Here is a 19,271-nt window from a genome sequence, read left to right on the forward strand (position 1 = left end):
TCCGGCCCGTCCGATGCGAGCATGCCCTGAACAGGCGTCTCCCGCGCAACAGGAGGTCTTTACGTTTCTCTGAGAGGATGCGCGGGCACATCCCGTGCGACGGGTGAGAAGCCGACGGGGGCGCCTCGGGCAATCCCGGCCGCGCCCGCGCGGCTTCCGGCGCGCCACCGGCCCGCGGGTGGCTTTACCGAACGGCTTGACCATACGATGCGTTTATGTAAGTGATCGTTCACATACATAAGATCGGCATCGCCTGGGAGGAAGTTCCATGTTCACGCGGCTGATGGCGGCGCGGCGGTTTGCCCCGCTTTTCTGGTGCCAGTTCTTCTCGGCGTTCAACGACAATTTCGTGAAGAACGCCATGGCGCTGCTGATTCTCTACGGATTGGCCATCAGCAATGGCGGGGCCATGGTGACGCTGGCGGGCGCCATCTTCATTCTCCCCTTCTTCCTGCTCTCCAGCCTCGGCGGCCAGCTTGCGGACCGTTACGACAAGTCGCTGATCGCGCGGCGGCTGAAATTCCTGGAGATCTGGGTGGTGCTGGTGGCCAGCGCCGGCTTCGTGCTGCAATCGATGCCGGTGCTGATGCTTGGCCTGTTTCTGATGGGCTGCCTCAGCGCGCTGTTCGGCCCGGTGAAATACGGCATCCTGCCCGACCATCTCTCCAAGGAAGAACTCGTCTCCGGCAACGCGCTGGTGGAGACGGCGACCTTTGCCGCCATTCTCGCGGGCACGGTGGGCGGGGGCATCGCCATGGCCCATACCGGCGAGTGGGCGGTGGCGGGGTTCACCTTCGTCTTCGCCGTGTTGTCCTGGCTGTTCGCGCGGGCCATTCCCCCGACGCTGGCGGCGGCCCCCGACCTGGTGATCGATCTGAACATCTGGCGCGGCACCAAGGGGCTGCTCGATGATCTGCGCCAGCGCAAGGCAACGTGGCAGGGCGGTCTGATCATTTCCTGGTTCTGGCTGGTGGGCGGCGTGATCCTGTCGCTGCTCCCGACGCTGGTGAAGGAGAATGTCGGCGGCGGGGAGAGCGTCGTCACGCTGTTCCTCGCGCTCTTCACCATCGGCGTCGCGATCGGATCGACGCTGGCGGCCAAGATCTCCGAAGGGCGGATTGTGCTGGCGCTGGTGCCTTTCGCCGGCCTCCTGCTGGGTGGCTTCGGCCTGCTGCTGGCCGGACTGATGGGCACAGCCGAACCGGCGGTGCCGCTGATCGGCTGGTACGATTTCCTGCTTACCTCGACCGGGTTGTACACCTCCCTGACCCTTGTCGGGCTCGCGGCGGCGGGTGGCGCCTTCGTGGTGCCGACCTTCGCCCATGTGCAGGCGGAAGCCGCCGAGGAGCAGCGCGCGCGGGTGATTGCCGGCGTCAATGTGCTGAACGCCGCCTTCATGGTCGGCGGCGCGGTCATCGTCGCCGTGCTGCAACTCCTGGGGTTTGGCGCGCCGTCGCTGATCGGACTGATCGGCCTCGGCAGTCTCGTCGTTGCGGTGCTGGTCTGGCGTGCCTTCCAGGGGCATGTGCTGCGCGACCTGATCCGGCTGGTGTTCAAGGTGCTGTTCCGGGTCGAGGTGACGGGCCAAGAGCACCTGTCCGCCTATGGGCCGCGCTCGGTCATCGCGATCAACCATGTGAGCTTTCTCGACGCCCCGCTGATCATGGCGCTGCTCGACAACGACCCGATCTTCGCGGTCGATGCGACCATTGCCGAGCGCTGGTGGATCAAGCCGTTCCTCAAGCTGGTGCGCGCCTTCCCGCTCGACCCGACGCGGCCGATGGCAACGCGCGACCTGATCCGCCTGGTGCGTGGGGGCGAACAGCTGGTGATCTTCCCGGAGGGGCGGATCACCGTGACCGGCTCGATAATGAAGATCTATGACGGCTCGGCCCTTATCGCCGACAAGGCGGAGGCGCCGGTGATCCCGGTGCGGATCGAGGGGCTGGAGCAGACCTATTTCTCCCGCCTCACCACGGACCAGACCCGCAAGCGGCTGTTCCCCAAGGTGCGCGTCACCATCCTGCCGCCCAAGCGGATCCAGATCGATCCCGAGCTGCTGGGCCGAAAGCGCCGGCTCGCGGCCGGGGCGGCGCTTTACGACATCATGTCGGACCTCGTCTTCGAGACCAGCCATACCGGCCTCACCGTCTATGACGCGGTGGAGGAGGCGGCGGTGCGGCTCGGCATGGGGCGCACCGTGGTCGAGGATCCGCTCGGCTCCAGTCTGACTTATCGCAAGCTGCTGATGGGAGCCAAGATTCTTGGCGCCAAGCTCGCCGAGCAGACCGCGCCGGGCGAGTGCGTCGGTGTGCTGCTGCCCAATGCCGCCGGCATCGCGGTGGTACTGATGGGCCTTGCCCGCCATGGCCGGGTGCCGGTGATGCTGAACTACACCGCCGGCGCGGTGAACCTGGTGGCGGCCTGCAAGGCGGCGCAGGTGAAGATGGTGGTCACCTCCACCGCCTTCGTCGAAAAGGCGCGGCTGGAGGGGGAGGTGGCCGAACTCGCCAAGCATGTGCGTGTCGTCACCAGCGAGGAGCTGCGAGCCACCGTCACCACGCGCGACAAGGTGATGGGGCTGCTGCCGACGCGGGCGCCTTCCACGGCCAAGCCGGACGATCCGGCCTTCATCCTGTTCACCTCCGGCTCGGAGGGGAGCCCCAAAGGCGTGGTCCTCTCCCATCGCAATGTGCTGACGAACGTCGCGCAGGTGGCGGCGCGGATCGATTTCTCCCCAGCCGACATCATGTTCAACGTGCTGCCGGTGTTCCACTCCTTCGGACTGACCGGTGGCCTCATGCTGCCGCTGGTTTCGGGACTGAAGTGCTTCCTCTACCCCTCGCCGCTGCACTACCGGGTGATCCCGGAGCTGGTCTACGCCACCAATGCCACGGCGATCGTGGGCACCGACACCTTCCTCATGGGCTATGCCCGCACGGCCAACCCCTACGACTTCCGTTCACTGCGCTTCGTGGTGGCCGGCGCGGAGCCGGTGAAGACGGAAACGCGGCGCGTGTGGATGGAGAAGTTCGGCCATCGCATTCTCGAAGGCTATGGCGTTACCGAGTGCTCCCCGGTGCTGGCGGTGAACACGCCGATGTTCAACCGCGCCGGCACGGTGGGTCGCATCCTGCCGGGCATCCATCACCGTCTCGATCCGGTGCCGGGCATCGACGAGGGCGGGCGGCTGCATGTTGCCGGGCCGAATATCATGCTCGGCTACCTGCGCGCCGAGGCCCCCGGCGTGATCGAGCCGCCCGAGAATGGCTGGTACGACACCGGCGATATCGTGGTGGTGGATGCGGAGGGTTTCGTCGCCATTCGCGGCCGTGCCAAGCGCTTCGCCAAGATCGCGGGTGAGATGATCTCGCTCGCCGCCGTCGATGCCATGGTCGCCGCGCTGCGCCCCGATGCCGAACATGTCGCGGTGGCGATTCCCGATGCCAAGCGCGGCGAGCGGGTGCTGCTGCTGTCCACGGCGTTGGACCTGACCCGCGCCGCGCTTCAGGCCCATGGCCGCGCGCTTGGCGTCAGCGAACTGATGATCCCCGCCGAGATCCTGCCCATCGAGCATCTGCCCCTGCTGGGATCGGGCAAGGTGGACTTCGGCAAGGCGCGGGTCCTCGCCCTGGAGATCATCGCCGCGCGCGGCCGGGCGGCTGCGGGAGAGAGCACATGAACGCGCCGCTGCGCCGTGGGCGCGACGGCACGGCAACACGCGTGCGTATCGAGACCGAGGCGCTGCGGCTGTTTGCCGAGAAGGGGGTCGACGGCACGTCGGTGCGCGACATTGCGCAGGGCGTGGGTGTGAGCGAGGGCGCGCTCTACCGCCATTTCCACTCCAAGGAGGAACTGGCGCGTGAGCTCTTTCTCTCGCGTTATGCCGCGCTGGCGGCCGAGATCTGCGCGATCGACGCCACCGAAGGAGAACTCGACGCCAAGCTGACCGATGTCGTCACGCTGGCCTGCGGGCTGTTCGACGCCGAGCCGGCGCTGTTCGCCTATCTGCTCATCCATCAGCACGATCATCTGCGCCATGTGCCGGAGGCGCCCGAGGCGAATGTCGTCGCGGCCGTGGAACGGATGTTGCGGCGCGCGGGTGTGGCACCCGCACGGGCACCGCTGGCGAGCGCCATGGCGCTTGGCTGCGTGGTGCAGCCGGCGGTGTTCGCGCTCTATGGTCGGATCGAAGGTCCGCTCCGTGCGCGGGCGGACGTGATCGCGCGGGCGGTGATGGGCGTGATCGGATCGATGCGGGGCGGTTAGAAAACCGCCCGTCCGGACGCCGGATTCCGGAGCGGGCGGGTGCCCGAACAGGCCCCGCCGGCTCTTCTGTCATCGCGTTCGGGCCGCGCGTGTGCGGCCCGGCTTTTCAGAACAGCTTCATTCCCGGAGGGATGGGCAGGCCGGCGGTGAGGTCCTGTGTCTTTTCCTGGATCAGCCGCTCGCCCTTGGTGCGGGCTTCCGTGTGGGCGGCCACGATCAGGTCTTCCAGGATTTCGGCCTCGTCGGGATTGAGCAGGCTCGGGTCGATGGTGATGGCCTTCAGCGCACCCTTGGCGGTAAGGCGCACCGTGACCATGCCGCCGCCCGCCGCGCCGTCGACCTCGATGGTTTCGAGCTCGGCCTGCATCTGCTCCATGCGGGCCTGCATCTCCTTCACCTTGGACATCATGCCGAGAAGGTCTTTCATGGGATCTCCTGATCAGAATTCGAAGTCGTCGTCGAGATCCGCCTCGTCGCGTGCGGCGGCCATCATTTCATATTCGTCGATCGAGGCCGGGGGCGGGCCATCGTCCGGGGCCTGGGCGCGCACGTCCACGATCGAGGCGCCGGGAAAGCGCGCCAGCACGGCAGCAACAAGCGGATCGGCGCGCACGCCCGTCATCATCGCGTCCCGCTCGGAGGTGGCCTTCTCCGCGATGGTGGGCTCGCCTTCCTCGCGCGAGATGGTGACCAGCCAGCGTTTGCCGGTCCATTCGGACAGCTTGCCCTGCAGTTCCTGAACCAGGTTCGGCGAGCCGCCGGCGGCAAGCGCCATCTCCATCCGGCCGTCCTCGAAGGCGACCGGGCGGACATGGTTCTCCAGCGCGAATTTGAGGCGCAGGTCGCGCTTCTGCGACGCCAGCGCGACGAGATCGGCCAGTGTGCCGATCACCAGCGCCGGGGCGCTTTCCGGCGCGGCAGCCGGCGCCGGGGCGGGGATGCCGCGCGCGGCGACCGAAAGGTGGCTCGCCGCCGAGGGGGCGGAAGAGGGCGCGCGGCTGGGGGCGAGACGTGGCGCGGCGAAGCTGCGCGGCGCGGTTGCCGCCATGGCGGAACCACCGCCCCCGCCCGCACCCCCGCCACCGGAAGGCGCCGGGCGGCCCGCGGGCTCCTCCGCGCCATCGCGCAGGCGACGCAGCGCCTCGTCCGGGGTCGGCAGGTCGGCGGCATAGGCGAGGCGTACCAGCACCATTTCCGCCGCCTGCACCGGTTTTGCCGCCTGGTGCACCTCGGCGAGCCCCTTGGTGAGCATCTGCCAGGCGCGCGACAGCACGCGCATTGACAGGCCCTGCGCGAAGGCGCGGCCGCGGATGCGCTCGGCCTCGATCAGCGCGGGATCGTCGCCGGTCTCGGGCAGGATCTTCAGTTTGGTGACCAGATGGGTGAATTCGGCCAGATCGGCGATGACGACCGCCGGGTCGGCACCGGAATCATACTGCTCGCGCAGCTCGGTCAACGCCTGGCCGACATCGCCCTTCATCAGCGCCTCGAACAGATCGATGACCCGCCCGCGATCGGCCAGCCCGAGCAGGGAGCGTACCTGCTCGCCATGAACCGTGCCGCCGGCATGGGCGATGGCCTGATCAAGCAGCGAGAGCGCGTCGCGTACCGAGCCTTCGGCCGCGCGGGCGACGAGGCTCAGCGCCTCGACGTCGATGCCGACCTCTTCGGCGTCGCAGATCGCGCGCAGATGGCGCGCCATGGTGCCGGCGTCGACACGGCGCAGGTCGAAGCGCTGGCAACGCGAGAGCACGGTGACGGGCACCTTGCGGATCTCGGTGGTGGCGAAGATGAATTTCACATGCTCGGGCGGCTCTTCCAGCGTCTTCAGCAGGCCGTTGAAGGCCGCAGTGGAGAGCATGTGCACTTCGTCGATGATGAAGACCTTGTAGCGCGCCAGTACCGGCTTGTAGCGCGCCGCCTCGATGATCTCGCGGATGTCGCCGATACCGGTGTTGGACGCGGCGTCCATTTCCTGGACGTCGACATGGCGGCTTTCGATGATGTCGCGGCAGTGGCGGCCCAGCGTGGGCATGTCGAGGGTCGGCGCGCCGCCACCCGGCGGACCGTCGGCCGGCTCATAGTTCAGAGCGCGGGCGAGGATGCGGGCGGTGGTGGTCTTGCCCACGCCGCGCACGCCGGTGAGGATGTAGGCCTGCGCGATGCGTCCGGAGGCGAACGCGTTCTTCAGCGTACGCACCATCGCTTCCTGACCGATGAGGTCCGTGAAGGTCTGCGGACGGTATTTGCGCGCGAGAACGCGATAGGGCGCGGCAGGCACGGAGGTGGCTGCGGTCGCCGGCAAGGGGGAAAGCAGGCCGGGCGCGCCCATGCCTGACGCGTCGTTTCCCGGATCGCGGTTGCCGATGTCGGCGTTCTCGATGTCGCTCATGGCCCCCTTCATAGCATCGCCAGCCGCCGGAGGGGCAAGGACCACGGGCGATGGACGGGGGAAAATTCAGCTGCGGCGCGCGCGGATGCCGGCGGCCGGCCCGTCGGGGCGGCGCAGCCGGCGAGGACGCGGCCTACTCGTCGAGCTTCAGATGCTCGGTGTCGCGGATGCGCACGCAGACATAGCGGCGATAGCCGTCTTCATACTGCTGCGCGGTCTCGCCCTGCAGCTTGCCCGGCAGGTCTGCCTTGAGCACGGCCTGGCAGGCCTCCTCGCTGGCATAGACATGCTGAACGTCGGCGGGTTTGGTGATCACGCGGATCTGGGGACCGGTGAGGACATGAAGCGCGACCATGACGATGGCCCACATGGGGATCTCTCCAATGCTGCGGACAATGTTCGACGCGAATGCGTAGAGCGACGCGGCCCGTCCCGCAAGTGTCCGCAACGGCAGGCTCTTGCACAGCAGGATGTCACAGGCGGGAGAGGGGCAGGGGGAGAAGAGGCCGAGCCGGCGGCAGGGGTGCCGCCCGGCATGGGCAAAAGGGTGGGAGGCTGGACAGAGACCCGATCCGGGCTCGTTGGGGCTGCTTCCTTCCGGACCTGACCCGGTTGGCGAGTGGCTCGTCCACCGCCAACCTCCCGGGCGCTATATCGGACAGATGGGCGGGGGATGCAAGGGGGAAGCTCCGGAGCCTGTAAGCGTGGCTACGGATCGGCGGGGCGACCGCGCGACCTTCCAACCCTCGGCCGCGGCGGCGTCTTTCAGGCAAACCCGTCCGTTGCCCGGATCAGCCGGTCGAGTATTCCCGGCTCGCAATAGGCGTGGCCGGCGCCTTCGATGAGATGGAACTCGGCTTCGGGCCACGCCTTGTGCAGTTCCCAGGCGTAGCGCGCCGGGCAGGGCATGTCGTAGCGACCGTGCACGATGACGCCGGGAATGCCGCGCAGGCGGTGGGCGTCGTTCAACAACTGGCGGTCTTCCAGCCAGGCGTCGTGGAAGAAATAGTGGTTCTCGATCCGCGCGAAGGCGAGGGCGAAATGGCCGTCCTTCCACGGGGCGGTGAAATCCGGGTTGGGCAGCAGGGTGATGGTCTCGCCCTCCCAGATCGACCACGCCTTCGCGGCCTCGATCTTGCGCGCCTCGTCCTCGCCGGTGAGCAGGGCGCGGTAGGCACGGACCGGATCGGCGCGCTCGGCCTCGGTCCTCAGCGGCGCCAGGAAGCGTTCCCACTTGTCGGGGAACATTTCCGAGACGCCGAAGCGGTAATACCAGTCGAGCTCGGCCCTCGTGACCGTGTAGATGCCGCGCAGGATGAGCTCGGAGACGCGTTCAGGGTGGGTCTGCGCATAGGCGAGTGCCAGCGTCGAGCCCCAGGACCCGCCGAAGACCTGCCACGTCTCGAAGCCGAAGGTCTCGCGCAGCCGCTCGATATCGGCGACGAGGTGCCATGTGGTGTTGTTGGCGAGATCCGCATAGGGAGTGGAACGGCCGCAGCCGCGCTGGTCGAAAAGGACCACCTCGTAGCGGGCGGGGTCGAACAGGCGGCGATAGTCCGGCGAGAGGCCCGCGCCCGGCCCGCCATGCAAGAACACGGCGGGCTTGGCGCCCTTCGTGCCCACGCGCTCGTAATAGATGGAATGGCCGTCCCCGACCTCCAGCATGCCGGTCTCGAACGGTTCGATGGCAGGGTAAAGCGAGCGCAGCGCGGTCATGATGGGTCCTGGATCAGGATGGGGCCTGGAAAGGAGCGTCGGCGTCCTGCGCCGACGCAAAGGGATGTCATTTTACGCCTGCGAAGCGGACGCGTGCAGAGGGTCTGCGGCTCAGGACACACGCGCGGACCTCAGGCTCGGCAGGAACCAGGCAAGCAGGCCGAAGGCGGGAAGGAAGGCGCAGACCTGATAGACGGCGTCGATGCCGTAATGGTCGGCCAGCAGCCCGAGCGCCGCAGCGGCGAGGCCGCCAAGGCCGAACACCAGACCGTAGAAGAAGCCCCCGATGAGCCCGACCCGGTTTGGCAGCAGCTCCATCGCGTAGACCAGGATCGCGGCGAAGGCGCTGGACATGATGACGTTGATGACAACCGTCAGCACCGCCGTGGGCAGCAGCCCGACATGAGGCAGGGCGAGCGTGAACGGCAGGGCGCCGAGAATCGAGAACCAGATCACCTTGTTGCGCCCGATCCGGTCGCCAATGATGCCGCCCACGATCACCCCCGCCGCCGAAGAGACGAGAAAGAGGAACAGCATGAGCTGCGAGGTCTGCACCGACACGTCGAAACGCTCGATCAGGTAGAAGGTGTAGAACGAGGTGAAGCTCGCCGTGTAGGCGGTCTTGGAACACAGCAGCGCGATGAGAATGGCCAGAGCGGGCAGCACTTCGACCAGTGGGCGGCCGGGCAGGATGGTGTCCTGCGCGTCGCCCCGGCGAATAAGGCGGGCGGTGTCGAATTCGGCATGGCGTGCGGCCGTCCAGCCCAGAAGCATCATCGCGATGAGCGCGAAGGCGCAGAACCAGGCCAGGCTGGTCTGGCCGTGCGGCACCACGATGAAGGCCGCGAGCAGGGGGCCGATCGCCTGCCCGCCCTGTCCGCCGACCTGGAACAGGCCCTGCGCGAAACCATAGCGCCCGCCCGAGGCATTGCGCGCCATGCGGGTCGCCTCCGGGTGGAAGATCGACGAGCCTATTCCCACGCATGCGGCGGCGGCGAGCAGCAGCGAGAAGCTGCCGGCATAGGCCATTCCGAGCAGCCCGACGAAGGTGAAGCCCATGCCGATGACCATGGAGTTGGGCATGGGGTGGCGGTCGGTATAGAGGCCGACCAGCGGCTGGAGCAGGGAGGCCGAGATCTGGAAGGCGAGCGTGATGAGCCCGATCTGGCCGAAATCGAGCGCGTAGGTCGCCTTGATGATCGGATAGATCGCCGGGATCAGCGACTGCATCATGTCGTTGAGCAGATGCGCACCGCTCAGCGCGATCAGCACGGGCATGGCGGAGTGGCGGGCCAGATCCGCCGGGGTGTTGAGGGTCATGGGAAGGGCTCGGTGTCGGACGCGCCTCTTCACTAGGGCAAAGAGACGCGTCCGACAAATGCCGCGGGCGCGTGCCGCTGGCGATTTTCAGGCCGCGGCCGCCGCCTTCTTCAGCGAGGCCATGTCGATGACGAAGCGGTACTTCACGTCGTTCTTCAGCATCCGCTCATAGGCTGCGTTGATGTCCGCGATGTCGATCATCTCGATATCGGAGACGATGTTGTGGGCGGCGCAGAAATCGATCATCTCCTGCGTCTCCACCATGCCGCCGATGGACGAGCCGGCGATGCTCTTGCGGCCCATGATGAGATTGAAACCCATCAGCGGATCGAGCGCGGTCAGCGCCCCCACCAGCGTCATCGTGCCGTCGATCTTGAGCAGCGCCGCGTAGGGGTTCATGTCATGTCCGACGGGGACGGTGTTGAGCAGGAAATCGAAGCTGCCCCGCGCCTTCTCCATCGCCGCCGCGTCGCGCGAGACCAGCACCTCGTTGGCGCCGAGCCGCAGCGCATCCTTGCCCTTCTCCGGCGAGGTGGTGATCATGGTGACGCTCGCACCCATCGCCCGGGCGAACTTCACGCCCATATGGCCGAGGCCACCCAGCCCGATGACGCCGACCTTCTGTCCCGGGCCGACCTTCCAGTGCTTGAGCGGCGAATAGGTGGTGATGCCGGCGCAGAGCAGCGGGGCCGCCGCCTTGAGATCCAGCGTGTCGGGAATCTTCACCACGAAGCGCTGTTCGACCACGATCTGGTCCGAATAGCCGCCAAAGGTCAGCGCGTCGCTACCACGCTCGCGGCCATTATAGGTCGGGGTCGGACCCTCGACGCAGTACTGTTCGAGATCCGCGGTGCAGGCGACGCAGCGCCGGCAAGAATCCACCATGCAGCCCACGCCGGCAACATCGCCCACCTTGAGCTTGGTGACCTGCGCGCCAACGCGCACCACGCGGCCGATGATCTCGTGGCCCGGGACCATGGGGAAGAGGGAATTGAACCAGTCGTTGCGGGTCTGGTGCAGATCCGAATGGCAGACGCCGCAATAGAGGATCTCGATCTGGATGTCGTGCGGACCGGGATCGCGGCGCTCGAAGCTGAACGGAGCGAGCGGTGTCGTGGCGTCCGGCGCCGCATAGCCGATGCATTGAAACATGTGCGAGTATCCGATGAGCGCGCGTCCTCAGGGCCTTGACGCTGTGCAGGGCGCGACGCGCGGGTGCCCCCACCACTCTCCATGCTCGGACCCGGCGGTGCTGGCGTCAACCGTTGCACGGCAATGGACCGGTCTTTTGTCGGTGTTTTGAACGAGCAGGACCTTCCGCACGCGATGCCCGTGGCGGGAGCGGCCCTGTGTCGTCTATAGGTGGGGAGGCGGGCCCACCGCCCTACCACCGCCTCCCTTGTCTCCCTCACGACCGCCGAACCGTTGCAGCCGAGCCATGACCAACGACACGCCAGACTTCGTCCTCGACCCGCGCCTTGAGGCTGACAGCTTCCCGGTGATGGAGCTTGCCCTTTCGACCTTGCGCTTGATGGACGACGCCCGATTTCCCTGGCTGATCCTGGTGCCGCGCCGGCCGGGGCTGGCCGAGCTGATCGACCTCGACCCGTCGGCGCGTGCGGCGCTGACCGCCGAGATTGACCAGGCAAGCCGCACGCTCAGGTCGGTGACCGATTGCCACAAGCTGAACGTGGCCGCGCTCGGCAACATGGTGCGGCAGCTGCATGTTCACGTCATCGCCCGGTTCGAGAGCGATGCCGCCTGGCCCGGCCCGGTGTGGGGCGTGGGTGAGCGCAGGAGCTATGCCGCGCCGCAGGCCATGATGCTGGGCGCCAGGATTCGCGCCGCCATCGAGGCCGGCTAATGACCATGGATACCGTACTGGAGGGCTTCGGAGCCTGGCCGCATATGGGCTACACCGGCGGGCGGCTCGACCGGGCGAGCGAGCGTCGTGGCGAGGCAGCCGTGATGCTGGGCGACCCGCAGGCGAGAACCTGCCTGATCGCCGGGGAGAGCATCGTGTTGAGGCCGGCGCCGGATGCGGCCACCGGGCTCAGCGCCATGTTCGGCATCGCCGAGGCGGTGGCGCTCGGCGGACGGCAGGGCGAGGCGTGCCTTCTCGGGCTCGACGGGCAGGTGCCGCATTTCGTGCTTCCGCTGCACGCGGCCGCGCTGGCCCCGCTCACCGAGCGTGCGGATCTCACCGTCATCGATCTGCGCGCCATCGCCGTGGAGGGGCTGGTCGCGCCCGAGGAGATCGGCGAACTCGCCACCGCCAAGGCGATGCTCGCCTGGCACGCGCGGCGCACCTTCTGCTCCAATTGCGGCGGGCGGCTGGAAATGGCCGAGGCCGGCTGGCGGCGGGAATGCCCCAATTGCGGCGCGCAGCATTTTCCGCGCACCGATCCGGTGGTGATCATGCTCACCGTGGATGGCGATCGCTGCCTGCTGGGGCGCTCCGCCCGCTTTGCCCCGGGCATGTGGTCGTGCCTTGCCGGCTTCGTCGAGCCGGGCGAGACCTTCGAGCAGGCCGCGCGCCGGGAGACCATGGAGGAAGCGGGCATCCGCACCGGAGCGGCGCGTTACCTGGCCTCCCAGCCCTGGCCGTTCCCGATGTCGGTGATGATCGGCTACCACCTTGAGGCGGAGAGCCGCGACATCACCATTGATCCGGTGGAACTGGAGGGCGCGCGCTGGTTCTCGCGCGAGGAAGCCGCGCTGTTGCTGACGCGCACGCATCCCGATGGGCTCGTGGCGCCACCGCCGATGGCGATCGCTCATCACCTGCTCCGCGCCTTCGTGGAAGGCCGCGATCCCCCGCTGGGATGAGGCCGGCGCGCCTATTCCGGGATCATGTCGAATATGCCTTGACCTAGAGCGCGCTCGAACTCGTAGAGATGAGGGCGTCGCAACGGTATCGGGGCAAGAATGAAGATCGGCGAGCTGGCCCGGCGCACGGGCCTTTCGGTCCATACGCTGCGTTATTACGAGCGGATCGGCCTGCTGCCGCGCGTGGCGCGCGACGCCTCCCGCCAGCGGGATTACGACGTCTCGATCCTGCCGTGGATCGATTTTCTCGGACGGTTGAAAACCACCGGGATGCCGATCCGCGACATGCTGCGCTACGCCGCGCTGCGGGCGAGGGGCGAAGCGACCGCAGCGGAGCGGCGCGACCTGCTCGCGGCGCACCGCGCAAGGGTTCGCTCCAACATCACCGAGCTTGAGAACTGCCTGGCCGTCCTCGACACCAAGATCGCCGGCTATGCCGACGCTTTCACCGAGGAGATTCACGATGACACAAGTAAACGCCACCGATGACGCCCGCTTCGAGCGTGGCGCGGCCGCGCTCTCACGGATCGACGGGGAGGCCGGGCAGAAGGTGGTGGATTCCCTGGCCGACATCGCCCCGGATTTCGGGCGGATGCTGATCGAGTTCCCGTTCGGCGACATCTATACCCGGCCGGGGCTTGATCTGCGGGCCCGTGAGATCGCGACAATCGCCGCGCTGGCCGCGCTCGGCAATGCCGCGCCGCAGCTGAAGGTGCATATCCAGGCGGGTCTCAATGTCGGCCTCAGCCAGCAGGAAATCGTCGAGATCCTGATGCAGATGGCGGTCTATGCCGGGTTCCCGGCGGCGCTCAACGGGCTGTTCGCCGCCCGCGAGGTGTTCGCCGCGCCGGCGCGCTAGCCGTCCCGCGACACGCTGCGGAAATGCTTGGAGAGCTTCAGGCCCTGCGCCTGGTAGTTGGAGCCGAGCGCCTCGCCATAAAGCGTCCTCGGGCGTTCCATCATGCGCTCATAGACCAGCCGTCCGACGATCTGGCCGTCCTCGAGGATGAACGGCACCTCGCGCGAGCGCACCTCCAGCACCGCGCGGGCGCCGCGATGCGCGCTCTTGTGGCCGCCGGCCGCGGCATGGCCGAAGCCGGGGTCGAAAAAGCCCGCATAGTGGACGCGGAACTCGCCGACCAGCGGATCAAACGGCACCATTTCGGCGGCGTGGCTGGGCGGCACATGGACAGCCTCCTTCGAGGCAAGGATGTAGAAGGCGTCGGGATCGAGGATGAGCTCGCGCCGGCCTCGGGTGACGAGCGGCTCCCAGTAGTCCTCGACCTCGTAGGCAGCGCGCCGGTCGACGTCGATCAGGCCGGTGTGGCGTTTGGCGCGGAAGCCGAGAAGGCCGCCGAATCCTTCGCCGGAGAGGTCGATGCTGACGCCGATGCCGCCTCCCGCGACATCGGCGGAGGCGGCGTCGACCAGCCCTTCGGACTGGTTCAGCGCGGCTAGCTCGGTCTCGTCGAGCCGGGCATCGCCACGCCGGAAGCGGATCTGCGACAGCCGCGAGCCCTGCCGGACCAGGATCGGGAAGGTGCGCGGGCTGATCTCGAGATAGAGCTTGCCCTCATAGCCGGCAGGCACGACGTCGAAGGCACGGGTCCGGTCGGCGATGACGCGGGTGAAGATGTCGAGCCGGCCGGTGGAACTCTTGGGGTTGGCCGAGGCGGCGATGTCGGGGGGAAGCGCGAGGGACTCCTCCAGCTCCACCAGATAGACGCAGCCGGTTTCCAGCACCTCGCCGTTCGACAGGTCGAGCTGATGCAGCGCGAGCCGTTCCAGCCGTTCCGCCACGGTTTCGCGCGGGCCCGACAGGAAGCTGGCGCGGATGCGCCAGGCGACCGGGCCCAGACGCAGATCGAGGCTTGCCGGCTGCACCTGGTCGACATCGAACGGCCGCGCCACGCGGATGGCACCGTGCGCGGCGAGCGCTTCAATGGCATGGCCGGGCAGAATGCCCTCGCCGGTAAGACCCAGACCCGTCACGCGCGTACTCCGTCCCTGAGGTTGCGTTCGGTTTAACGGACGCGCCCCTTGACGCCAAGCGGGGCGCGGGAGTAATTCGGCCTCACGTGGTTCTTTGAGCCGGCCGGCTTGCCGCCACGCTAAACAAGGATGCTAAAAGGTCGGGGCCGCGCAGTGCATGCGCGGGCGTCCCCGGCATATGATGACCGGAGCCGCCGATGACCACCCCCGACAAGCTGACCCCTGCCGATATTGCTGCGCTGAGGCCCGACACCCGCCTCGTGCATGGCGGCATCCTGCGCTCGCCGTTCGGCGAGACGTCCGAAACGCTCTATCTCACCCAGGGCTATGTCTATGACAGCGCCGAGCAGGCGGAAGCCCGCTTCAAGGGCGACGATCCCGGTTTCATCTACACACGCTATTCCAACCCGACTGCCGCGATGTTCGAGGCCCGTCTCGCGCTGCTGGAAGGCGCGGAGGTCGCGCGGGCGACCGCTTCCGGCATGGCGGCCGTCACGGCGGCGCTGCTGTGCCAGCTCAAGGCCGGCGACCATGTCGTGGCGGCGCGGGCGCTCTTCGGCTCGTGTCGCTATGTGATCGAGGAACTGCTGCCGCGCTTCGGTGTCGCTGCGACACTGGTCGATGGCACCGACATTTCCGCCTGGAAGGCGGCGGTGCGGCCGGAGACCAAGGTTCTGTTCCTTGAGAGCCCGACCAACCCGACGCTGGAACTGGTCGACATCGCTGCGGTGGCGCAGGTGTCGAAGGCGGCCGGGGCGTGCCTCGTCGTCGACAACGTGTTCGCCACGCCGATGCTGCAGAGCCCGCTCGCCCTTGGCGCGGATGTGGTGGTCTATTCGGCGACCAAGCATATTGACGGGCAGGGCCGATGCCTCGCCGGTGCGGTGCTGTGTTCGCAGAAGTTCCTCGACGACCACCTGCAGACCTTCCTGCGCCAGACCGGCCCCTCCGTCTCTCCCTTCAACGCCTGGGTGATGCTGAAGGGGCTGGAGACGCTGCCGCTGCGCATCGAGCGCTCGCAGTCCAGCGCGGCGACACTGGCCGACCGGCTGGCCGGGCAGGCGCTGATCACCAAGATGATCTACCCCTACCGCGCCGACCACCCGCAGCACGAGCTGGCCAGGCGCCAGATGAAGGGCGGCGGCACGCTGGTGACCTTCGAGGTCGAGGGCGGCAAGGCGGCGGCCTTCCGCTTCCTCAATGCGCTGAAGGTGGTGCGGATCTCCAACAATCTGGGCGACGCCAAGAGCCTGGTCACCCATCCGGCGACGACCACGCATCAGCGCTTCAGCCCCGAGGCGCGGGCGGAGATGGGCATTTCCGACGGTATGGTGCGGCTCTCGGTCGGGCTGGAGCATGTCGATGACCTGACCGACGATCTCGTGCGTGCCCTCGCGGCGGTGTGAGGCGGCGGGATCACGGGCGAAACAGCCTCGTGATCCCGACCCGGCTTGCCCTTGCGGCGCAAAAGTCTTTCACTGCGGCGCAACGCAAACAGAAGGGGCGGCGCATGTACCGGGCCACCACACGGAGCGTCCAGGTCACGGTGACGCCGCGCTTCTCACCCGAGCGCTCGGACCCCGAACGCAGCCAGTTCTTCTGGGCCTACACGGTCGAGATCGTGAATCTGGGCATCGATACGGTGCAGCTCAGGTCGCGGCACTGGATCATTACCGATGCGCTCGGCCGGGTGCAGGAAGTGCGCGGGGCCGGCGTGGTCGGTGAGCAGCCGGTGCTGCCGCCAGGCGGGCATTTCGAGTATACCAGCGGCGTTCCGCTGCAGACCGCCACCGGCATCATGGAAGGCAGCTACAATCTCATGACCCAGAGCGGCGAGGCGTTCGATGCCGAGGTGCCGGCCTTCTCGCTCGATCTTCCGGGCGCGGCGCGCACGCTGAACTGATGATGCGCACAGCCATGCGGCTCCTCGTCAGCGCCGCGGCCCCGCGGCGGCTTCCTGCGCCCGGGCGAAGCGGCTATGGTGGGCGCGGCCTTTCCGCCGCCGAGCCTTCTGTCGCGATACACGGTCCCAGCATCTCGTGATCGACTTTCGCCCGATCGCCGCCATCCTCGGCGTGTTGCTCGCCATCCTTGGCACGACCATGATGATCCCCGCCCTGGTGGACGTGGTCACAGGGCAGGGCGACTATATCGTCTATGCCGCGTCGGCGGTGATCACGGCCTTTGTCGGGCTGTCGCTCTGGCTGGCCGGGCGCACCAGCGAGGTTGAAAAGCTCGACCTGCGCCAGGCCTTTGTGCTGACCACGGCGAGCTGGGGGCTGCTCTCCGCCTTCGCCGCCATTCCCTTCATGTGGGCGGACACGGCGCTTACCTTCACCGATGCCTATTTCGAGGCCATGTCGGGCCTGACCACCACCGGCGCGACGGTGATATCGGGCCTCGATCATCGCCCGGCGGGCGTTCTGATCTGGCGCGCCTTCCTGCACTGGTACGGCGGCGTTGGAATCATCGTGCTGGCGATGGCGCTCCTGCCGATGCTGCGGATCGGCGGGATGCAGCTGTTCCGCGCCGAATCCTCGGACAAGTCGGAGAAGGTGCTGCCGCGCGCCGCCCAGCTCGCCAAGGGAATCGTGGGCACCTATGTGCTGCTCACCGTCGCCTGCGCCTTCACCTATGCGTTCTGCGGGATGAGCGTGTTCGACGCGGTGGCGCACGCCATGGCGACGATCTCGACCGGCGGCTTCTCCACGCACGATGCCTCGATCGGCTACTTCCACAGCCCGGCGATCGAATACGCGGCGATCTTCTTCATGCTCTCGGGGTCGCTGCCCTTCGTGCTCTATGTTCGCGTGCTGGCCGGCGATTTCAGCCGGCTGATCGCCAATACCGAAGTGCGGCTGTTCCTCTCGCTGGTGATCCTGTTCGCGCTGGTCTCGTTCGTCGAGCAGGTGCGCGGCAACATCGCCCATGGCGAGGCGGCGATGCGGCACGCGGTGTTCAACGTGGTGACGCTGATGTCGACCACCGGGTTCATCGCCGTCGACTACACCGACTGGGGGCCGCCGACCGATGTGCTGTATTTCATCGTCATGTTCCTGGGAGCCTGCACCGGCTCCACCGCGGGCGGCATGAAGAGCTTCCGCATCGCGATCCTGGGCTCGGCGCTGGCGCAGCATCTGCGGCGGATCATTTATCCCAACGGGGTGTTTCCGGTGCGCTATGGCGGCAAGCCGATCGGCGACGACGTGGTTGCCTCGGTGCTGTCTTTCGCCTTCCTCTATCTGGCGACCTTCCTGGTCATCGGCATCGTGGTGAACGCGCTCGGCTTCGACCTCATCACTTCGTTCTCGGCCTCCATTACCGCGCTGGCGAATGTCGGGCCGGGCCTGGGGCCGGTGATCGGGCCGTCGCAGAACTTCGCCGGGCTGCCCGATCATGTCATCTGGCTGCTGTCCTTCGCCATGCTGCTGGGGCGGCTGGAACTTTTCACCGTGCTGGTGCTGTTCCTGCCCAGTTTCTGGCGCCGGTAGGATTGGGCGCGGCGCCGAACCAGCCTATGCTGGGGCCCACACATGACGGGGACATTCGATGCTGGCCGGACGGACGACGACCGAGGAACTGCTCGCCTATCTGGTCGCGTTCGACACCACCAGCCGCAATTCCAATCTCGACTTGATCGGCTTTGTGCGGGACTACCTCGCCGCCTTCGGCGTGGACAGCGTCAGCGTGCCGAACGAGGCCGGCGACAAGGCGAGCCTGTTCGCCACCATCGGGCCCGGCGGGGTCGGCGGTGTGTGCCTTTCCGGCCATTCCGACGTGGTGCCCGTGGATGGCCAGCCCTGGTCGAGCGACCCGTTCACCCTGACCCCGGTCGGCGACCGGCTCTATGGGCGCGGCTCCTGCGACATGAAGGGCTTCCTCGCCTCCTGCCTCGCCATGGTGCCGGCGATGACGGCGGCGCGGCTTTCGACGCCGATCCACCTTCTGGTTTCCTATGACGAGGAGATCGGCTGCACCGGCGTGGTGCCGGCGGTGCGCCGCCTGGGGGTGGACCTGCCGCTGCCGCGGGCCTGCATCGTCGGCGAGCCGACCTCGATGCGGGTGGTGGACGCGCACAAGTCCGGCATGGCGTATGTGACCACGGTGACGGGACGCGAGGCGCATTCCTCGATGCCCCAGCTCGGTGCCAACGCCATTTTCGCCGCCGCCGAACTGGTGGGCGAACTGGACCGCTGTCGCGCCGAGCTGATCGCGGCGGGAGACCCGAGCGGGCGCTTCGATCCGCCCAGCACCACGGTGCAGGTGACGGTGATCGAGGGCGGGACGGCGGGCAACATCGTGCCGCGGCGCTGCGCCATCCGCTGGAACGTGCGCGGGCTTCCCGGTTTCGACGAGGCCGTGCTGCTGGCGCGCATCGAGCGTTTCGCTGACGAAGTGGTGCTGCCCAAGCTCCGGGCCGACGCGCCGGAGGCCACGATCACCACCGACCTCGTCTACAAGGTGCCGCCGCTGGCGCCGCAGACCGGCTCGCCGGCCGAGCTTCTGGCGCTGCGCCTCGCCGGGCAGAACCGCACCTTCGCCGTCTCCTATGCCACCGAGGGCGGGCACTTCCAGGAGCAGGGCGTGCCGACCATCATCTGCGGGCCGGGTTCGATCGACCAGGCGCACAAGCCGGACGAGTATATCGAGGTGGCGCAGTTGCGCGCCTGCGAGCGGTTCCTCACCGGGCTGATCGCGGAGTGCGGCCGCAGCTAGCCGGCCGGGCACAGGGCGCGGCCGGCTGACAGGGATC

General features: G+C 67.6%; 17 protein-coding genes, 1 other RNA gene and 1 riboswitch. Of the genes, 10 read left to right on the forward strand and 8 right to left on the reverse strand.

All coding sequences use genetic code 11. From position 1 onward, the window contains the following. Nucleotides 1–268: 268 nt before the first annotated feature. Both G3A50_RS12410 and G3A50_RS12415 read left to right on the forward strand, forming a co-directional pair. A complete protein-coding gene (locus tag G3A50_RS12410) occupies nucleotides 269–3,682 on the forward strand; it encodes an acyl-[ACP]--phospholipid O-acyltransferase (RefSeq protein ID WP_163075566.1) in 3,414 nt (1,137 codons plus the stop codon). Then, nucleotides 3,679–4,269, forward strand: a complete 591-nt coding sequence (locus G3A50_RS12415; RefSeq protein ID WP_163075567.1) for a TetR/AcrR family transcriptional regulator — start codon at nucleotides 3,679–3,681, stop codon at nucleotides 4,267–4,269. The genes G3A50_RS12410 and G3A50_RS12415 overlap by 4 nt, the downstream gene beginning before the upstream one ends. Nucleotides 4,270–4,375: 106 nt before the next feature. Here G3A50_RS12415 and G3A50_RS12420 read toward each other — a convergent pair whose 3' ends face one another. The 7 genes from G3A50_RS12420 to G3A50_RS12450 form a co-directional block, all read right to left on the reverse strand. Then, on the reverse strand, nucleotides 4,376–4,696 hold the full coding sequence (locus tag G3A50_RS12420; protein WP_163075568.1) for a YbaB/EbfC family nucleoid-associated protein: 321 nt from the start codon (nucleotides 4,694–4,696) through the stop codon (nucleotides 4,376–4,378). Between the two features lie 12 nt (nucleotides 4,697–4,708). Further along, complete coding sequence (locus G3A50_RS12425) at nucleotides 4,709–6,661, reverse strand: DNA polymerase III subunit gamma/tau (protein ID WP_425483402.1); 1,953 nt, start codon at nucleotides 6,659–6,661, stop codon at nucleotides 4,709–4,711. Between the two features lie 133 nt (nucleotides 6,662–6,794). Then, entirely contained in the window at nucleotides 6,795–7,031 is a 237-nt protein-coding gene (locus G3A50_RS12430) for a hypothetical protein (RefSeq protein ID WP_163075569.1), read from the reverse strand. 176 nt (nucleotides 7,032–7,207) lie between these two features. Next, an RNA gene (gene ffs / locus G3A50_RS12435) (signal recognition particle sRNA small type) lies at nucleotides 7,208–7,305 on the reverse strand. Nucleotides 7,306–7,426: 121 nt separating this feature from the next. Continuing rightward, nucleotides 7,427–8,377: a prolyl aminopeptidase gene (gene pip, locus G3A50_RS12440; RefSeq protein WP_163075570.1), complete on the reverse strand. Its 951-nt coding sequence runs from the start codon at nucleotides 8,375–8,377 to the stop codon at nucleotides 7,427–7,429. 111 nt (nucleotides 8,378–8,488) lie between these two features. Further along, nucleotides 8,489–9,697 carry an MFS transporter gene (locus G3A50_RS12445; RefSeq protein ID WP_163075571.1) on the reverse strand — a complete coding sequence of 403 codons (1,209 nt, stop codon included), beginning with the start codon at nucleotides 9,695–9,697 and terminating at the stop codon, nucleotides 8,489–8,491. An 87-nt stretch (nucleotides 9,698–9,784) separates the two neighbouring features. Beyond that, a complete protein-coding gene (locus tag G3A50_RS12450) occupies nucleotides 9,785–10,849 on the reverse strand; it encodes an NAD(P)-dependent alcohol dehydrogenase (RefSeq protein ID WP_163075572.1) in 1,065 nt (354 codons plus the stop codon). Between the two features lie 286 nt (nucleotides 10,850–11,135). Here G3A50_RS12450 and G3A50_RS12455 point away from each other — a divergent pair, with 286 nt between their 5' ends. The 4 genes from G3A50_RS12455 to G3A50_RS12470 all read left to right on the forward strand — a co-directional run bounded on the left by G3A50_RS12455 (nucleotide 11,136) and on the right by G3A50_RS12470 (nucleotide 13,385). Beyond that, nucleotides 11,136–11,561, forward strand: a complete 426-nt coding sequence (locus tag G3A50_RS12455; RefSeq protein WP_163075573.1) for an HIT domain-containing protein — start codon at nucleotides 11,136–11,138, stop codon at nucleotides 11,559–11,561. Beyond that, on the forward strand, nucleotides 11,561–12,526 hold the full coding sequence (gene nudC / locus G3A50_RS12460; RefSeq protein WP_163075574.1) for an NAD(+) diphosphatase: 966 nt from the start codon (nucleotides 11,561–11,563) through the stop codon (nucleotides 12,524–12,526). Before G3A50_RS12455 ends, nudC begins: the two co-directional genes overlap by 1 nt. Before the next feature lie 99 nt (nucleotides 12,527–12,625). Beyond that, entirely contained in the window at nucleotides 12,626–13,015 is a 390-nt protein-coding gene (locus tag G3A50_RS12465) for a MerR family transcriptional regulator (protein ID WP_163075575.1), read from the forward strand. Then, nucleotides 12,990–13,385 carry a carboxymuconolactone decarboxylase family protein gene (locus G3A50_RS12470; RefSeq protein ID WP_163075576.1) on the forward strand — a complete coding sequence of 132 codons (396 nt, stop codon included), beginning with the start codon at nucleotides 12,990–12,992 and terminating at the stop codon, nucleotides 13,383–13,385. The genes G3A50_RS12465 and G3A50_RS12470 overlap by 26 nt, the downstream gene beginning before the upstream one ends. Here the strand turns inward: G3A50_RS12470 and G3A50_RS12475 are convergent. Next, nucleotides 13,382–14,518: a 2'-deoxycytidine 5'-triphosphate deaminase gene (locus G3A50_RS12475; protein ID WP_163075577.1), complete on the reverse strand. Its 1,137-nt coding sequence runs from the start codon at nucleotides 14,516–14,518 to the stop codon at nucleotides 13,382–13,384. The two genes, G3A50_RS12470 and G3A50_RS12475, sit on opposite strands and share 4 nt — an antisense overlap. A 76-nt stretch (nucleotides 14,519–14,594) precedes the next feature. Beyond that, nucleotides 14,595–14,674, forward strand: a riboswitch (SAM riboswitch). A 41-nt stretch (nucleotides 14,675–14,715) separates the two neighbouring features. Between G3A50_RS12475 and G3A50_RS12480 the strand changes: the two genes are divergently transcribed. The 4 genes from G3A50_RS12480 (at nucleotide 14,716) to argE (ending at nucleotide 19,234) form a co-directional block, all read left to right on the forward strand. Beyond that, complete coding sequence (locus G3A50_RS12480; RefSeq protein ID WP_163075578.1) at nucleotides 14,716–15,924, forward strand: O-succinylhomoserine sulfhydrylase; 1,209 nt, start codon at nucleotides 14,716–14,718, stop codon at nucleotides 15,922–15,924. 104 nt (nucleotides 15,925–16,028) lie between these two features. Beyond that, nucleotides 16,029–16,421, forward strand: coding sequence for a Co2+/Mg2+ efflux protein ApaG (apaG, locus tag G3A50_RS12485; protein WP_163075579.1), 393 nt, complete (start codon nucleotides 16,029–16,031; stop codon nucleotides 16,419–16,421). A 136-nt stretch (nucleotides 16,422–16,557) separates the two neighbouring features. Beyond that, complete coding sequence (locus tag G3A50_RS12490; RefSeq protein ID WP_163075580.1) at nucleotides 16,558–18,009, forward strand: TrkH family potassium uptake protein; 1,452 nt, start codon at nucleotides 16,558–16,560, stop codon at nucleotides 18,007–18,009. Nucleotides 18,010–18,067: 58 nt separating this feature from the next. Next, on the forward strand, nucleotides 18,068–19,234 hold the full coding sequence (argE, locus tag G3A50_RS12495) for an acetylornithine deacetylase (RefSeq protein WP_163075581.1): 1,167 nt from the start codon (nucleotides 18,068–18,070) through the stop codon (nucleotides 19,232–19,234). Nucleotides 19,235–19,271: the final 37 nt, after the last annotated feature.

This window comes from Ancylobacter pratisalsi (genome assembly GCF_010669125.1).
In the GTDB taxonomy this organism is placed as follows: domain Bacteria; phylum Pseudomonadota; class Alphaproteobacteria; order Rhizobiales; family Xanthobacteraceae; genus Ancylobacter; species Ancylobacter pratisalsi.

Bases quoted from the DNA above. Each gene is read 5' to 3' on its own strand.
- G3A50_RS12410 (WP_163075566.1), top strand. From the start codon at position 269: ATGTTCACGCGGCTGATGGCGGCGCGGCGGTTTGCCCCGCTTTTCTGG.
- G3A50_RS12415 (WP_163075567.1), top strand. From the start codon at position 3,679: ATGAACGCGCCGCTGCGCCGTGGGCGCGACGGCACGGCAACACGCGTG.
- G3A50_RS12420 (WP_163075568.1), bottom strand. From the start codon at position 4,696: ATGAAAGACCTTCTCGGCATGATGTCCAAGGTGAAGGAGATGCAGGCC.
- G3A50_RS12425 (WP_425483402.1), bottom strand. From the start codon at position 6,661: ATGAGCGACATCGAGAACGCCGACATCGGCAACCGCGATCCGGGAAAC.
- G3A50_RS12430 (WP_163075569.1), bottom strand. From the start codon at position 7,031: ATGTGGGCCATCGTCATGGTCGCGCTTCATGTCCTCACCGGTCCCCAG.
- pip (WP_163075570.1), bottom strand. From the start codon at position 8,377: ATGACCGCGCTGCGCTCGCTTTACCCTGCCATCGAACCGTTCGAGACC.
- G3A50_RS12445 (WP_163075571.1), bottom strand. From the start codon at position 9,697: ATGACCCTCAACACCCCGGCGGATCTGGCCCGCCACTCCGCCATGCCC.
- G3A50_RS12450 (WP_163075572.1), bottom strand. From the start codon at position 10,849: ATGTTTCAATGCATCGGCTATGCGGCGCCGGACGCCACGACACCGCTC.
- G3A50_RS12455 (WP_163075573.1), top strand. From the start codon at position 11,136: ATGACCAACGACACGCCAGACTTCGTCCTCGACCCGCGCCTTGAGGCT.
- nudC (WP_163075574.1), top strand. From the start codon at position 11,561: ATGACCATGGATACCGTACTGGAGGGCTTCGGAGCCTGGCCGCATATG.
- G3A50_RS12465 (WP_163075575.1), top strand. From the start codon at position 12,626: ATGAAGATCGGCGAGCTGGCCCGGCGCACGGGCCTTTCGGTCCATACG.
- G3A50_RS12470 (WP_163075576.1), top strand. From the start codon at position 12,990: ATGACACAAGTAAACGCCACCGATGACGCCCGCTTCGAGCGTGGCGCG.
- G3A50_RS12480 (WP_163075578.1), top strand. From the start codon at position 14,716: ATGACCACCCCCGACAAGCTGACCCCTGCCGATATTGCTGCGCTGAGG.
- apaG (WP_163075579.1), top strand. From the start codon at position 16,029: ATGTACCGGGCCACCACACGGAGCGTCCAGGTCACGGTGACGCCGCGC.
- argE (WP_163075581.1), top strand. From the start codon at position 18,068: ATGCTGGCCGGACGGACGACGACCGAGGAACTGCTCGCCTATCTGGTC.